This window comes from Rhizobium etli 8C-3 (assembly GCF_001908375.1).
GTDB classification, from domain to species: Bacteria; Pseudomonadota; Alphaproteobacteria; order Rhizobiales; family Rhizobiaceae; genus Rhizobium; species Rhizobium etli_B.
The window spans coordinates 826,756-841,815 of record NZ_CP017241.1; the positions used below are offsets into that span (position 1 = coordinate 826,756).

The following is a 15,060-nucleotide window of genomic DNA, read 5'->3' on the forward strand; positions in this document are numbered from 1 at the left end:
CCTTGGAAGAAGGCCGGTGCGTCGCCATCCAGCCCCTCTCTTGCTTTTCGACTAAGGTGTGAAGGCAGCTAATCCTGCTTGGTCACGTTCATTTCGCGCATCGCGCGCATGGCAAACAGGTCGCAATGACCGCGTTGGCGGAGCTGCCTGCCTCTGATCTGAATGGCATTGCGGCAAAGCCATCCTTTAGCGCACACTCGACGGCCTCGCGAAATCTGTCCCGCACAGCCATCCCCCAGTCATCGTCTTGTCAGGGCGGTCGAATCTCGCTGAATCGCGCGATCGAAGCCTACAGTCATATTTCGTCCCCACCTGCTGTAAAGGGCAATGTATTCCAATATTTCACCTCTTTCTATTTGTCAGCGCCGATCAAATACACCACGACCGCCGCTTCGATCGCGGTCTTGCTAGGCCTTCGGCGACAGCGATACGGCCGGCGGACCTGCCGTCTACCAGAACAAGCCCAGGCTACGGTCGTATTGGTCAACGTGGCGGCCATCCCGCCGCCTGACCGACACTGCGCCCGAATTCGCTAGGGGCGCCAGTTCGTAAAGAATCGCAGAGGAACTTCCGCTCCGGACCGTCAGCGAAGTGTCCGCTTGTTGCTGCTTCGTCCCGAACCCCGAAGGCAGGTACCGGCCTGTCGCACTCGCTCGCTGCTCGAACGGCAGCTTCCGGCAAACGGCATAGGTCCTTGAATGTCGAGATGTGGGCGGTTGCGGATCGGCCAGTTCGGGGTGGGAAACGGAATGGCAGGTTTCGGGCGGCTACGCCGCGAAAGCTGCCTTTCACCGGGCCAACGAGCTTCGGCCGGGAAGCGCCCGCATGTCGGCCGTAGAGGGCGGCTTCGCAGCTTCCTGAAAGCAGACCTTGCTGTCGATCACGCCCGCACTGGCTATTGCTCATCCTCTGTGCAAACGGCGGCAACAGGTTCAAGATCGGACATATTCACCCGTCATTGTACGACCCCGGCATTGCGTAGTCCCTCCAAGACGAGCTCGAAATCGGCGGGGTTCTTGAAGGGCAGGACTTTGCGACGGTATTCCAATGAATAGTCGGGATTGACGCGCAGCACCTCTTGCCACGTCGCGCGAGCCTCTTCGAAACGGCCGAGGTGGCCGTAGCAGGCGGCCAGAAGCGCGCGCGAGACATCGGTGAAGCGGTTGCGGCTCACGCGCTGCAGCAACAGTTCGACGGCCTCTTCGTACCTTCGCAGTTGAAACAAGGCCAAAGCCTGAAAGTGGAGAACGACATCCGGAAAGTACGGGTTCAGGACCCTCGCCCGATCGAAATAGGCGAGTGCCTCCTCGGATCTGCCTGAATAGATTAGTGCCTCGCCGAGGCTAACCTGCCCTTCGGCGAAGTTCGGATTGAGGACTATCGCACGCTCGGCCTCGCTGATGGCTCTATCGTGCTGTCGCGAGTAAAGCTTGACCACACTCAGTGCCCAGTGTGCAACGGGATCGCTATCATCCCGCGCTACCGCCAGCGTCGCAGCCTCTTCGGCTTGCTCGATAGAGCGCTGCGGCGACGCGCTCCACCGGTTCAGGTAGTCGAGCCCGTGGGTAAGGGCGAGGAAGGCGTGCGCTGAGGCGAAGTTCGGGTCCAGTTCGACGGCACGTTGCAAAAGGTCGCGAGCGTCGCTGTTCGTTTGCTTCGTCAGCCGGTGCCACAGCTCCCGGCCGCGCAAGAAGCAGTCATACGCCTCGGGGTGCCGGGTCTGCCCCGGCGCCAGTCTTTTCCGATCGCCCTCTGTCAGGTTGACCGCCAGTGCGTCGACAATCTGCTGTGTGACATCGTCCTGAACCGCGAATATGTCGGTGAGCTCGCGATCAAACCGCTCCGCCCATAGATGCCCGCCGGTGGTCGCGTCGATGAGCTGCGCGGTGATGCGTACCCTGTTCCCCGATTTGCGTACGCTGCCCTCAAGTACATGCCGCACGCCGAGCTTCGTGCCCACCTCCTGCACATGGACGTTCTTGCCCTTGAAAGTGAACGACGAATTGCGGGCGATGACGAAGAGCTGCGACAGCTTCGATAGCGCCGTAATGATGTCTTCCGAGATGCCGTCGGCAAAGTAGTCCTGTTCAGCGTCACCGCTCATGTTGGCGAACGGCAGGACGGCGATCGACAGCTTCGGTGACACCGCCGTCGCCGGTTGGCTCGTCGGCGTTTCCGAGCTCCCGGCTGCTTTGGTCCCGGCGCTGCCGACTTGCAGTGAATAGACCCGGATCGGCTCGGCGATGTTCTTGAGTTGCGTGTTGCCGAGATCGCTGACCGAGAGGTCGAGCCTCGCCTTGACTTGGCGATAGGCATCCTCGGACAGGCAGATCGCGCCCGCCGCGGCGACGCCCTCCAATCGCGAGGCGATGTTGACGCCGTCGCCCATCAGATCGCCGTCGCTTTCCTCGACGACGTCGCCCAAATGGATACCGATCCGGAATTCGATGCGACGGTCCTGCGGCACGCCGTCATTGCGCTCCACCATACCGTTCTGCACCTCAATGGCGCAGCGCACGGCGTCCACCACGCTGCGGAACTCGACCAGCGCACCATCGCCGGTTCGCTTCACCACCCGGCCATGGTGCACGGCGATCGTCGGATCGATGAGGTCGCTGCGCAGTGCCCGCAACCTCGCCAGGATGCGGTCCTCGTCGGCGCCGGCAAGCCGGCTGTACCCAACCACGTCCGCGGCCAGGATTGCAGCCAGCTTTCGGGTCTCGCTCATGGCGCCGTCTCCTCACTTCCACGATAGCAGGGAGACAGAAGGCAAGAAAGAACTTTGAGCCGCTGCTCAGAGCGATCTTAGTTGAGATCGAGTTGGCCGTGGCTCATGTGGACGCAGCCGAGGTGTAGCTCCACGCAATGACTGCTCTGTCAGGCTCCCAGCCGTTCGACGCGGTCGTTCCGAAAGCCCACTCAGGATCAGGTCACGACGATGTCCGCGCCCACCCGCATGTCCGCTCTTCGAAGATCCGCAGCCCATCGCCTCGCCCAGGCGATCGCCCATTCGACTGGGCAGAGTATGACCCGTGTCGTGACCGACGCTCTACGTGAGCGGTATGCGCAGATTGAAAAACAGAGAGGCAGGGCCTCTGTCGAAGAGAGGTGATACTGCTCGATCTGTCCGGAATGCTCTACGCCATGTTCCATGAGCACCGATTTGAGCATCCGCACCAGCGCCATGGCGTCTCGCCCCGTTTCCACTGTCCAGTCTTCGCCCATGTCATGATGAGCTTCTCGCACACTTGCTCGAAATCTGCGACGGCTACGACCCTCTGGCTTGCGCAACTACGGCGAGGACTTGCTGCGCCAGCACCACGAAGCACACGCCCATGATCCAAGGCACGGCCACCGCGAACCCTTATGAATAAGAGTTGCTCGACATCGTACCCAGAAGCTCAACGAACATGAACTTCCGAGTCGGAACGCTTGAGAGAGAAGAGGATTCCAATTGGCTATTCGGGGGTTAACGTGTCGCGTCGCCTCGACCTGGCTCCCTCGCATGTCCCGCCAACTGCTTCAATTGCCCGACTTACCCGCACTGCAATGCTGTTGGATGAAGTCCGACAGAAAGGTTGAAGCGTGAACGCACCTCCGATGCACAGCGATCGCTTGAGGCACTTTCGAGAATGTCCCCTCAACAACGCGGAAACCTGGATTCTCTTCGCAGAAACGTGACAGGGACTCGGTCAAGCCCGCAGCCGCATCGCACTGCGAGGATACAAGCATGTCCAGGGCGGAGGCGGGATTTTCGGTATGGAGTAGGATTGCATTTCTAACCTGTCGCTCAAGCTGCTTTGTATACGCAGCGGTTCTGGCGGCGGCAATGCGTACCCCTTTGACGTCGACATGCTCGACGTTGCCTAGCGGGCTACTGTCTGGCACCAGAAAGCTGGCGGTCACCGTGGTATAGGGTGGCGAGAAGGAGAACCTGTCGGCACGTGAGGGATCGGACGCAATGAATGCAACGTCCCACTCTTTGTCTTCGGCAGCCGCAAGAATGTCAGCGGCCGATCCGTATCGAACCAGCGACAAACTGCAGTCGAGTTCTGCCGCAAGTGCGATCGCGATCTGCGCGCTCGGCCCTGTTAGAACGCCTGTCACTGGATCGAGTTGGACAAGTGCGGCATTCGACATGTTGACCGCCGCTCTGATGACTCCCGTCGGTGCGATTTCAGTGAGGAGTTCATCACGTTCCGGCATCGCGGTACGCTCCGTGCGACGCAAATCGCGCCGCGAGTGCTTCCGATCCCCTTGCCAGAACAGCGACATCGACACCAACGGCAGTAAATAGTGTTCCGAGCGAGATGCACCGTGCCGCGAAAGTCTCATCCGGGGTAAGAATGCCCGCAGGCTTGCCCAACGCTTTCAGGCGTTCAATCGCGTCGACAATTGCATCGACCACCTCCGGGTGGCTCGGTTGGCCCCTGTGTCCGAAACTCGCTGCCAGGTCTGCCGGTCCTATGAATACCCCATCCACTCCCTCTACCGAGGAAATTGACTCGAGGTTGCCAAGCGCTTCCCGCGTCTCAACTTGCAGCAACAGGCAAACTTCCCGTTCCGCATTTTGTGCATAGTTCGCAACTCGGCCGAAACGAGTGGCGCGCGTCAGGGCAGAAACACCACGAATTCCATCCGGAGGATATCGCACCGCCGCGACTGCGGCTTTCGCCTCGTCCGCGTTCTGAACGTAGGGAATGAGCAGTGTCTGAACGCCGATATCCAGGAAACGCTTGATGAGAACGGGGTCATTGATGGCCGGGCGGACGACTGGGGAAACGTCGTATGGTGCGACCGCTTGCAATTGCGGCAGGACGGTCAGAACGTCACCCGGAGAATGTTCCGTGTCGAACAGGAGCCAATCGAAACCTGAAGGTGCGACGATTTCCGCGGCGTAGCTCCCCGGCAAGCCACACCACAGGCCGATCTGACTTTGACCAGCAAGAAGCTTCCGCTTGAAACGATTGATAGGATGTTCCATCCAGCACCTCACACGAACGACACGCCGAGGGCGCCAACAGGGCCGTAGTCGGCCTGAATGACATCACCTTTCGCGATATCGACAGGACGCGTGAAGGATCCGGCCAGGACTATTTGTCCCTTCTTCAGGCCACCGCCCACAGCATGAAGTTTGTTGACCAGCCACGCGATGCCGGCGGCCGGATGTCCCATGATCGCCGCCGACACGCCCGACTCCTCGATGATGCCGTTCTTGGAAAGAGTCGCTCCGACCCAGCGGATGTCAATGTCCATCGGGCGAAATATACGGCCGCCAACGACGATGGCGCCGAAAGCCGCGTTGTCCGCAATGGTGTCGGTGATAGCTCGGGGGACTTCGGTCCGGTAGTCGATAATCTCGAGCGCCGGGACAACGAACTCGGTCGCACGCAGGACGTCATAGATCCTGGTGCCGGGCCCGACGAGATCCTCCCCCATAACAAAGGCCAGCTCGACCTCCAGGCGCGGCTTGATAAACAAGTCAGCCCTGATCTGCGCTCCGTCGTTGTAAAGCGCATCGTCAAGAATGCAGCCGTAGTCCGGCTCCGTCATCTTTGAAGCCATCTGCATTGCGCGTGACGTCAGGCCAATCTTATGCCCGACGATCCGTGCGCCCTTGGCGACCCTCGCCTCCGCCCACAAAGCCTGAATTCGGTAGGCGTCCTCGAGTTCGAGGTTCGGGTAGGTCTCGCTAGGCTGTATGATCGGCTTGCGCTCGATTTCAGCTTTGAGCAGCGCGTCTGCCGCGGCCCGGCGTTCTTCTTCGGTGATCATATCGTTTGCTCTGCTGATCGTGATTTATTTGATCGGGGGACGCGGCAAAACGGCTTCGCCGGGCTCCATGACATAGGTGTAGTCGAGCGAGAACCACGGACCAGGAATATCCGCTTCGGTCGGATGGGGCTCCTCATGACGAATGAAGTTGCCGGTCAGCGCTGCCGTGACACCGAACTGAACATCGGAGTCGATGTTCGGGTCGCTGGGATCGAAGACCTGGGAAATCAGCGTCTTGTATCCGTGCTTGAAGATCAGTGCGTGCAGGTGCGCTGGTCGGTACGGATGGCGTCCCTGAGCTTTCAGCAGGCGTCCGACGACGCCATCGACCGGTATCGGATAGCCGACCATCTTGACGGTCCTGAACCAGAACCGACCTTGCTTGTCGGTCATGAATTTGCCGCGCAAGTTCATCTCGGCCTGGTCCGGGTCCTGGTTTTCATAAAGACCGACGGGAGATGCATGCCACACATCCACTTCGGCGCCGGCAATTGGCCTACCGTCGCGGTCAACGACCTTGGCATGCACGAACAAGGGAGTGCCCGGCGTCTCGGATCGGATAATCGACTCGCCATTTTCGACTCGCGGAGAGTTGAGGCGCCAGAATGGGCCCAACAACGACTGGGAGGTCTCAGTCTGTCCCTTGTCGCCATTGTTCAGCAGGCAGACAAGTGAAGATACGCCAAGAGAACCGGCCATCAGCACAAACTCGTTGTGGTGATCAGCATGCAGCTTCCCGATCTCATTCAGTATGGCTGTCGCCTCCCGAAACTCGACCTCCGTCAGTCGAACCTCGCGCACGAAGGCATGAAGATGCTTGACCATGGCCACGAGGATTTCTCGCAGGCGAGGGTCTTCAGTGCGATTCATCACAGCGAGGACGGCTGGCGTCAGATCGCTTTCAGTTTTGATCACCATGTGGATCACCTCCCGGTTTCCCGACTATCAAAATAATCGATTATTTGTCAAGGCCACGGTGCATCATCGCGGCGTCAGTTAGCCAAATGAAACAGGCTCTCTGCGTACAATCAATTGATTTTGTTAAATTTAACTAGTCGAAAAAGGGCTATGCTCCACTTATTCGCAGATTTCAGTGCTCTCAAGTTGACACGAATAATCGGTTATTGTATCGATCATCGACAATTAGCACGGGGAGCCTTAGGACGAACAATGATAGCGGATGACGACGGCGCATTTGCTCCGACGACAGAAGATGTTCCATCGTCTTCTGGCTTTCTTGACGACGGCAAAAACACGATCGGGAGCCAGCTTGCATCCCGCCTTCGTGAGGCGATCATCTCCGGCGAGCTTCAGGCCGGCAGCAAGATCAATCTCGACAAGGCGCGCAAGACGTTCAACGTAAGCCTCAGTCCGCTGCGTGAAGGGTTGGCGCGGCTGATATCGGACGGCCTGGTGGAGTTCGAGGACAATCGCGGCTATCGCGTTTCACCAATTTCCTTGGCCAATCTGGAAGAGATCACCACCCTGCGCGAAGAGTTTGAAGTCTTTGCGCTTCGCGAGTCCATGCGGCTCGGCGATGTGGAGTGGGAGGGTAACGTCATGCGCGCGCTGCATCGCCTTAACCGCACCGAGCGCGACGCGGCTCGGCCAGAGACACTGGAGCGCTGGGAAGAGCTCCACCGCGAATTTCATCTGACACTTATATCTGGCTGCGGGAAGCCGATCCTGCTCCATTTCTGCAGATTGCTTCTTAATCTCAACGACCGTTATCGCCGGGTGTTTCTGACCCGCACGTCGGGTGACCGCAACGTCAGCCAGGAGCACAGTGAGATTGCTCAGGGAGCCGTCGCGCGGGATATGGACTACTCGTGCGATATGTTGTGTCAGCATATCCACCGCACGGGAACCAATCTGCGCGATCACCTCGCGACAAAGGGGATCTCGTGATGACCATCGCGACGCCAGGACCGAGCATTGAACTGGGCGTGGCGCATTTTTCATCCATCGCGCTGCCGCCCAAGGAATTCGCCGTGATGGCTGCTCGGGCGGGTTTTGCGTCGATAGGTCTGCGTCTGCACCCTGCCTTTCCCGGAGCCCCTTTCTACGAGTTGCCGGTGGGCAGCCAGAGGGTCCAGGAGTTCAAGACAGTTGCCGATAGCGAAGGCATCAAGGTGTTCGATATCGAGTTCTTCGTGATCGACGACAACTTTGTTGCGGCCTCCCATGAGGCGACCGTGGCAGCCGCTGCGAACATAGGGGCGCGCCGGCTGAGTGTTTGCGGTGATGATCGAGACGGCGGCCGTCTTGCCACAAACCTCTCTGAGTTTTGCGCCCTCGCGGCGCGATATGGCATGTCAGTCGACATCGAAAACATGGGCTGGCGGACGGTAAGAACCTTTGGCGACAGTGTTGCGGTCGTGAATTCCTGTGGAGCAGAGAACGCTGGTGCCCTCGTTGACGGGATTCACTTCTTCCGAAACGGCGCCTCGATCGACGAGTTCCGCGCAAATTTAGGGAAGGTAAAACACGTCCAGCTTTGCGACGTCCGCGGGCCTGCTCCCAAAACATCGGACGCAATGATCGCCGAGGCGAGAAGTGGCAGGCTCGCTCCCGGCGAAGGCGAACTGCCGTTGATGGAGCTTTGGACCGCAGCCAAGCATAGCGCCGCTATCTCGGTTGAAGTGCCGATCGCCGGGCCGGTGGACCCGCAGGCACATCTGAAACATCTGCATGACAGCGCACTGGGGATTTTGAAACCGGATCATTGATCCGGCGCCGACGCGGCGCGAGCCGATCGGGAGGAGGAAGTCATACATGACTTATACGTTTGATTTCGGTGCGGTCCTCGACCGCGCCCCGGAATTGCTATGGGCTTCGTTTGGGACGCTCGGCCTTTCGCTGGCCGGGATGCTTCTCGCACTCGTCATCGGAATCTTGGGTGTCGTTGCCAGGACTTCAAAGAGCGACATCACGCGCACTCTCGTTATCGTGTTCGTCGAGGTCGTGCGTAATACGCCATTCCTGGTGCAGATCTTCTTCATCTATTTTGCCCTTCCTCTCATGGGCATCCGCCTCAATCCGACCGTCACGGCCATAATTGCTCTCGGCATCAACGGTGGCGCGTACGCGATCGAAATCATCCGAGGTGGGGTCGAGAGCGTGTCGCGTGGCCAGATCGAGGCTGGCTTCGCCCTCGGACTGCACAAGGCGGACGTCTTCCGGCTCGTCGTGCTCAAGCCGGCGCTGCGGGCGATTTATCCCTCGCTCACAAGCCAGTTCATCATGCTGACACTGACAACGTCTGTCTGCACGTCAATCGCCGCCTACGAGCTGACCTCGGCAGCTCAGCGAATCGAGTCAGACACCTTCCGCAGCTTCGAAGTCTATTTCACGGTGACCGCTATCTACCTGGTTATTTCGACGCTGATGATGGGCCTCTTTGCCCTCGTTTCCCGCCGCTACTTCAACTACCCGACACGATAGGAGGCAGCCATGGGTCCCATCGGCGAAAATGAATTCTTCTTTTTGATGCAGGGTTTGAAGTGGACCGTGCTGCTCGCGATCGTGGGCTTCATCGGTGGGGGGATATTCGGACTCCTGATCGCGCTGCTGCGCACCTCGCAGAAAAAGCCCGCCCGGACGATCACCGCAGGATATATCGGCATCTTCCAGGGCACGCCCCTTCTGATGCAGCTCTTCGTTGTCTATTACGGCGTGGCGCTGTTGGGCATCGAGGTCAACGCGTGGATCGCGGTCGCAATCGCCTTCACGCTCCATGCCAGTGCTTTCCTGGGAGAGATCTGGCGCGGCTCCATCGAGGCTGTGCCGAAGGGCCAGACGGAAGCCGCCAACGCCCTCGGTCTGCATTATGTCTCGCGGATGAAAGACGTCATCCTCCCGCAGGCCCTGAAAATCTCGATGCCGGCCACGATCGGCTTCCTCGTCCAGCTCATCAAGGGCACGTCGCTCGCAGCAATCGTCGGCTTCATTGAACTCACTCGCGCCGGCCAGATCATTTCAAACCAGACCTATCGACCGCTGCTCGTATTCGGGATCGTGGGCGCAATCTACTTCATCATTTGCTGGCCGCTCTCCCATGCCGGAAGTGGCCTCGAAAAACGGATGGCGAAAGCTGCCCGCTAACCGCTTCGCTCGAAGCAAAACTCTTGAGGAGGAGATTAAGCATGCATAACAATCGTAGGAATTTTCTCGGGCTTGCACTCGCAACCGTTGCCCTCGCAGCCGTTGGCGCTGCCGCCGCCTCTGCGGCAACTATAGAGGAAATCAAGGCAAAGGGGGCGCTTGTGGTCGGCATCCAGGGTGACAATGCGCCATGGGGGTTCGTCAACTCAAGCGGCGTGCAGGACGGCTTCGACGCTGACGTCGCCAACCTTTTTGCTAAGGAATTGGGCGTGAAGGTTCAATTCCAGCCGCTCGCCGTTGCCAACCGAATTCCGGCGCTTACGACCGGCAAAGTCGATATCCTGTTCGCAACGATGGCGATGACGGAAGAACGTGCGAAATCAATTCAATACAGCAAGCCCTATGCCGCTAACACGATTTCGCTTTATGCCGCGAAGTCCGACACGGTTACGAAGCCTGACGACGTTGCGGGATGGGAGATCGGCGTTCCGAAGTCCAGTTCGCAGGATAAGGCAGTAACGGACGCCGTCGGATCCACCGCAACAGTTCGCCGCTTTGATGACGACGCCGCAACCATCCAGGCTCTCATCTCCGGTCAGGTAAAGGCGGTTGGCGGCAACCAGTTCTATGGTCAGCGACTGGATGCGGCGAGTGCCGGCACCTATGAGCGCAAGATTAACTTTCTGACGACCTACAACGGCGTCGGGACCCGTCTCGGCGAGAAGGACTGGAACGAAGCCGTCAACGCCTTCATCGACAAGATCAAGGCCAATGGTGAGCTGGCCGCCATCACGAAGAAGTGGATGGCGATCGATCTGCCGCAGTTCCCGGAATCCATTCCGAACATCCCCTTCACCGTCAATTAAGCCCAAATGGAGAGTTCCGTGCTCAATTCCGCAAACGATCAACCGACGCTGATTTCCCTTGAGGACGTGCAGAAGTGGTACGGCGCTTTCCATGCCTTGAAATCCATCAGTCTGTCGGTCCGCAAAGGCGAAAAAATCGTCCTCTGCGGGCCGTCAGGCTCCGGGAAATCAACGTTAATTCGTTGCATCAATGCCCTCGAAACGATCGAGGACGGGAAGATCGTCGTGGAGGGTCAGGTACTGGACGGAAGCACCAAATCCGTCGATGCGATACGGCGCGAAGTGGGAATGGTCTTCCAGAGCTTCAATCTCTTCCCGCACATGACCGTACTTCAGAATTGTACACTCGCCCCGATGCGTGTTCGAGGCACAAGCCACGCTGACGCAGAGCGACTGGCTCGAAGATATCTCGAGCGCGTTCGAATCCTTGACCAGGCCGAAAAGTATCCTGCGCAGCTATCCGGCGGGCAACAACAACGCGTTGCCATTGCTCGCGCGCTCTGCATGGAGCCGAAGGTCATGCTCTTCGACGAACCAACCTCTGCGCTCGATCCTGAAATGGTGAAGGAAGTGCTCGACACCATGATCGGGCTCGCCCGTGACGGCATGACGATGATCTGTGTCACGCATGAAATGGGGTTTGCCCGACAGGTCGCTGATCGCGTCATCTTCATGGCCTCCGGAGAAATCGTCGAAGAGGCCGAACCGGAGATCTTCTTCAAGTCTCCCAAGCACGAACGCACAAAGACCTTCCTCGGCGAAATCCTAGCCCACCACTGACGTTCGAAAGGGATACCAATGCACGACAAGAAATTCCTCGTGGGACTGATCGGGGCCGACATTCAAATGTCGAAGTCCCCGACTCTCCACGAAACGGAAGCGCGACATCAGGGCCTCGATTACCGCTACGAGCTTCTCGACTTCGCCGAACGAGGCCTTCCCGCCTCGGCGCTGCCGGACCTCCTAGACGAGGAAGAGCGGCGCGGTTTTTCCGGGAGCAACATTACACATCCTTGCAAGCAGACGGTGATCGCCCACCTCAATCGACTTTCCGAGGATGCGGAGATGCTCGGTGCGGTCAATACCGTGGTCTTTCGTGACGGCGAGAGGATCGGCCACAACACTGATTGGTACGGTTTCTACGAGAACTTCCAGCGCGGCCTTCCGGACGTCGCGAAGTCGCATGCCATCCTGCTTGGCGCCGGCGGCGCCGGTGTCGCCTTGGCGCATGCCGCAATCAAGCTCGGGATCGAGAGATTATCGATCTTTGACCAGGATTCGAAACGGGCAGAAACCTTGGCTGGGCAGTTGAACGATCGGTTCTCAAGGGATTGCGCTCGTGCCACGACGGATGTCGGCAGCACCCTGCGCTCAGCGGACGGCCTTATCCACGCGACGCCGACGGGTATGAAGAGCCATCCTGGTTTGCCGATCGACCCGGAATGGCTTCTGCCACGGCATTGGGTCGCCGACATTGTCTACATGCCGCTCGTCACAGAGCTGCTTTCTCTCGCCGAAAGAAAAGGCTGCCGGACCCTTCGTGGCGGCGGCATGACCGTCTACCAGGCAGCAGCGGCTTTCGAATTGTTCACCGGGATTGCACCCGACGCAGAGCGGATGTCCCGTCACTTTATGGACTTGTGCCGCCTGTCGGCTTGATGGCGAGATCCCAAATGCCGCATATCATTATCGATTATAGCCGGGGCGCAGGCGAGCATGTAGCCATGGACCGGCTCACGCTGACCGTGCATCGCTGCGTTCGAGATGGCGGCCTTGTGAAACCTTCCGCCGTGCGCACGCTTGCGCGGGAGGCGACATACTCCTGCGTGGGCGATGAGCATGTCGATAATCATTTCATCCAAATCATCGTGCGGATGGCACCGGGTCGTACTGCAGAGACCAAGCAGAAGCTTCTCACTGCCGTTCTCGACGCCGCGCGGGCGATCGCCGCGCCTGCTCTCGAAGCGGGAAGGCTCGGCTTGCGCGCAGATCTCTACGAGTCGGACCCTGATTTTGCTGTTCAAGCAATCGCGTTCGTCTGACCAGGACGACGTGCTCAAGAAGGACACTATGCTATGAGCCTGATCTACGTTCTCAATGGACCAAACCTCAACCTGCTTGGCAAACGCCAGCCGCACATCTACGGGCATGAAACGCTCGCAGACGTAGAGGCGGACTGCCGCAAACTGGCAGCCGAACTCGGCCATGAAATCCGCTTTCATCAGAGCAACCGGGAATACGAGATCATCGATTGGATTCATGAGGCGCGCGAGGACGGTGCGGGCATCGTCATCAATCCGGCGGCCTTCACCCATACCTCACTCGCCATCCTTGACGCTCTGAACACATTTGAGGGGCCTGTGATCGAGATCCACATCTCCAATGTGCACAAGCGCGAAAGCTTCCGATACCATTCGTTCGTTTCGCACCGCGCGGACGGCGTGCTTTGCGGCCTTGGAACAGAAGGATACCAGCTTGGCATCCGGCGCGCGGCGACAATGATCAAGGCGGCGGGCAATGGCTGAGGTGACCATGACCAAACGGGTTAAGCTGGCCGTAGTTGGGGCAGGCCTCATCGGTAAGCGCCATATTCAGCACGTACTGGCCGAGCCCTCGGCGCAACTCAGTGCCGTGGTCGATCCCACGCCGGTTGGCGAGACCATTGCCAAGGAAGCCAGCGTGAAGTGGTTTCCAAGCTTCGCGGACATGATTGTCGCAGACCGACCTGATGGGATCATCGTGGCTACGCCCAACCCGGCTCACGTCCAGAACGGGTTGGAAGCCGTCGAAGCCGGCATTCCCGCACTCATCGAGAAGCCTATCGCCGACGACATTAAATCCGGGGAAAAGCTGATCGCAGCGGCTGAGGCAAAAGGTGTTCCTCTTTTGACCGGCCATCACCGCCGACACAATCCGGTGATGCATAAGGCAAAGGAAATCATCGAAAGCGGGAAGCTCGGCCGCGTTCTTGTTGTCAATGCGATGTTCTGGCTATTCAAGCCCGATGACTACTTCGACATCTCGTGGCGTCGTGAGCGCGGTGCGGGGCCGGTTTTCCTCAATCTCATCCACGATGTCGATAATCTGCGCTACCTCTTCGGCGATGTGGCTGCGGTTCAAGCACGCGAGTCCAACGCGGTGCGCGGCAACGCAGTTGAGGAAACGGCCGTGATCCTGATCGAGTTCAAGAATGGAGTTTTGGGAACTGCGACAGTCTCGGACGCGGTGGTCGCACCGTGGAGCTGGGAGATGACAACCGGAGAGAATCCGGCTTACCCCAAAACCGAGCAATCCTGTTACATGATTGGTGGAACGCACGGGTCGCTGGCTGTTCCGTCGCTCGAGGTCTGGCGCAATCCTGGTAAACGGAGTTGGTGGGAACCATTTGACCAAACGCGTATCGAGGTCGACGACGAGGACCCGCTCGGTCTGCAGATCAGGCAATTTTGCAAGGTGATCCGGGGAGACGAACCGCCGCTTGTCAGCGGGCGTGAGGGGCTCGAAACCTTGAGGGTAGTCGATGCGGTAAAACGCTCGGCGGCAACGGGAGAACGTATCGAGTTGAACTGACGCCTGAGTAATTTGACCGCCTTTCACCCTTCGCGTCTCCTGCATCCGATGTAACGAGAACGCCGGCTCAACACCGACGTTAGGCATCGCGCTTCTGGCGGAGGAAATCGTCGCCGCTCTGTCTTCGCCGCCATCGAAACGCGCCTGCTCTGGCAACGACGCAACGCTTCATCCAATTTCTGGGGTGACTGGTTGAAGCCGACTTAGGCAGAAATCAACGTCTGCCTTGACGTGCCTTTTTGTCTTTCGGTACTTGGAGCCGGATGACCGCAACGGGTCGAATCGAGCCATGCGCCGACTGGCCTGCTGATGACAGCTTTTAGTGCACAGCGGAAGAATTTGCCCCCTGACAAATTGGGTCCCCAGCTAGTTTTCGTGCGATCGTAGATTGCGACATCGGCGTAGCGCGAACCGGCGGGTGCCGGCGCTGGAGAAACTAGCATGTAGCTGTAAAATCTGCAGAATTTTTGGCTATGATCGTCAGATCACAATGAGGCGCTACAGGCTAATTGTGCTTACCTAGAAGGATTCGCACATAATTTCGATGACTTAGCCAAATCGCCTTTGATTTCCCTATATTTTCCTGCCGCGAGCGACCATTGGATGCCACCTTTGTGCCCTGGCTTTGGGCATCAGTCAACCGGCGGCGTAAGCGGAAATAATTTCCGCGCTGAGCGCCGCTACCGAACTGGCGACCACCGCGGCACGGCGGCTTCGCGCCCGCATAGTGGTCATCGAGCCACCG

General features: G+C 58.7%; 16 protein-coding genes. 11 read left to right on the forward strand and 5 right to left on the reverse strand.

What is annotated here, in order from left to right:
- Nucleotides 1-955: 955 nt before the first annotated feature.
- Complete coding sequence (locus AM571_RS04165; RefSeq protein WP_074060318.1) at nucleotides 956-2,728, reverse strand: adenylate/guanylate cyclase domain-containing protein; 1,773 nt, start codon at nucleotides 2,726-2,728, stop codon at nucleotides 956-958.
- 297 nt (nucleotides 2,729-3,025) lie between these two features.
- Here AM571_RS04165 and AM571_RS37255 point away from each other — a divergent pair, with 297 nt between their 5' ends.
- A complete protein-coding gene (locus AM571_RS37255) occupies nucleotides 3,026-3,112 on the forward strand; it encodes a hypothetical protein (protein WP_237358548.1) in 87 nt (28 codons plus the stop codon).
- A gap of 410 nt (nucleotides 3,113-3,522) precedes the next feature.
- Here the strand turns inward: AM571_RS37255 and AM571_RS04175 are convergent, their stop codons facing one another.
- Genes AM571_RS04175 through AM571_RS04190 form a run of 4 tightly spaced genes read right to left on the reverse strand, consistent with a single transcriptional unit; the run spans nucleotide 3,523 to nucleotide 6,693 of the window.
- Complete coding sequence (locus tag AM571_RS04175; RefSeq protein WP_074060319.1) at nucleotides 3,523-4,206, reverse strand: transporter substrate-binding domain-containing protein; 684 nt, start codon at nucleotides 4,204-4,206, stop codon at nucleotides 3,523-3,525.
- The gene (hpaI, locus tag AM571_RS04180; protein ID WP_074060320.1) at nucleotides 4,193-4,984 is read right to left on the reverse strand and encodes a 4-hydroxy-2-oxoheptanedioate aldolase; all 792 of its coding nucleotides are present in this window, start codon (nucleotides 4,982-4,984) and stop codon (nucleotides 4,193-4,195) included. The genes AM571_RS04175 and hpaI overlap by 14 nt, the downstream gene beginning before the upstream one ends.
- Before the next feature lie 8 nt (nucleotides 4,985-4,992).
- The gene (locus AM571_RS04185; RefSeq protein WP_074060321.1) at nucleotides 4,993-5,775 is read right to left on the reverse strand and encodes a fumarylacetoacetate hydrolase family protein; all 783 of its coding nucleotides are present in this window, start codon (nucleotides 5,773-5,775) and stop codon (nucleotides 4,993-4,995) included.
- A 24-nt stretch (nucleotides 5,776-5,799) separates the two neighbouring features.
- Nucleotides 5,800-6,693 carry an intradiol ring-cleavage dioxygenase gene (locus AM571_RS04190; protein WP_074060322.1) on the reverse strand — a complete coding sequence of 298 codons (894 nt, stop codon included), beginning with the start codon at nucleotides 6,691-6,693 and terminating at the stop codon, nucleotides 5,800-5,802.
- A 252-nt stretch (nucleotides 6,694-6,945) separates the two neighbouring features.
- On the opposite strand from AM571_RS04190, the gene AM571_RS04195 reads away from it, so the two are divergent.
- The 10 genes from AM571_RS04195 to AM571_RS04240 are packed head-to-tail and all read left to right on the forward strand — an operon-like array spanning nucleotide 6,946 to nucleotide 14,315.
- Nucleotides 6,946-7,683: a GntR family transcriptional regulator gene (locus tag AM571_RS04195; protein ID WP_074060323.1), complete on the forward strand. Its 738-nt coding sequence runs from the start codon at nucleotides 6,946-6,948 to the stop codon at nucleotides 7,681-7,683.
- A complete protein-coding gene (locus AM571_RS04200; protein ID WP_074060324.1) occupies nucleotides 7,683-8,504 on the forward strand; it encodes a sugar phosphate isomerase/epimerase family protein in 822 nt (273 codons plus the stop codon). Before AM571_RS04195 ends, AM571_RS04200 begins: the two co-directional genes overlap by 1 nt.
- 46 nt (nucleotides 8,505-8,550) lie before the next feature.
- Complete coding sequence (locus tag AM571_RS04205) at nucleotides 8,551-9,219, forward strand: amino acid ABC transporter permease (protein WP_074060325.1); 669 nt, start codon at nucleotides 8,551-8,553, stop codon at nucleotides 9,217-9,219.
- 9 nt (nucleotides 9,220-9,228) lie between these two features.
- Complete coding sequence (locus tag AM571_RS04210; RefSeq protein WP_074060326.1) at nucleotides 9,229-9,879, forward strand: amino acid ABC transporter permease; 651 nt, start codon at nucleotides 9,229-9,231, stop codon at nucleotides 9,877-9,879.
- 41 nt (nucleotides 9,880-9,920) lie between these two features.
- Nucleotides 9,921-10,745, forward strand: coding sequence for a transporter substrate-binding domain-containing protein (locus AM571_RS04215; protein WP_074060327.1), 825 nt, complete (start codon nucleotides 9,921-9,923; stop codon nucleotides 10,743-10,745).
- Nucleotides 10,746-10,751: 6 nt separating this feature from the next.
- Entirely contained in the window at nucleotides 10,752-11,525 is a 774-nt protein-coding gene (locus AM571_RS04220; protein ID WP_074060328.1) for an amino acid ABC transporter ATP-binding protein, read from the forward strand.
- Between the two features lie 18 nt (nucleotides 11,526-11,543).
- On the forward strand, nucleotides 11,544-12,404 hold the full coding sequence (locus AM571_RS04225; protein WP_074060329.1) for a shikimate dehydrogenase: 861 nt from the start codon (nucleotides 11,544-11,546) through the stop codon (nucleotides 12,402-12,404).
- A 14-nt stretch (nucleotides 12,405-12,418) separates the two neighbouring features.
- On the forward strand, nucleotides 12,419-12,787 hold the full coding sequence (locus AM571_RS04230; protein WP_015886723.1) for a 5-carboxymethyl-2-hydroxymuconate Delta-isomerase: 369 nt from the start codon (nucleotides 12,419-12,421) through the stop codon (nucleotides 12,785-12,787).
- Between the two features lie 33 nt (nucleotides 12,788-12,820).
- Nucleotides 12,821-13,270: a type II 3-dehydroquinate dehydratase gene (aroQ, locus tag AM571_RS04235; protein ID WP_074060330.1), complete on the forward strand. Its 450-nt coding sequence runs from the start codon at nucleotides 12,821-12,823 to the stop codon at nucleotides 13,268-13,270.
- Between the two features lie 7 nt (nucleotides 13,271-13,277).
- Nucleotides 13,278-14,315 carry a Gfo/Idh/MocA family protein gene (locus AM571_RS04240; protein ID WP_074063062.1) on the forward strand — a complete coding sequence of 346 codons (1,038 nt, stop codon included), beginning with the start codon at nucleotides 13,278-13,280 and terminating at the stop codon, nucleotides 14,313-14,315.
- Nucleotides 14,316-15,060 lie beyond the last annotated feature (745 nt).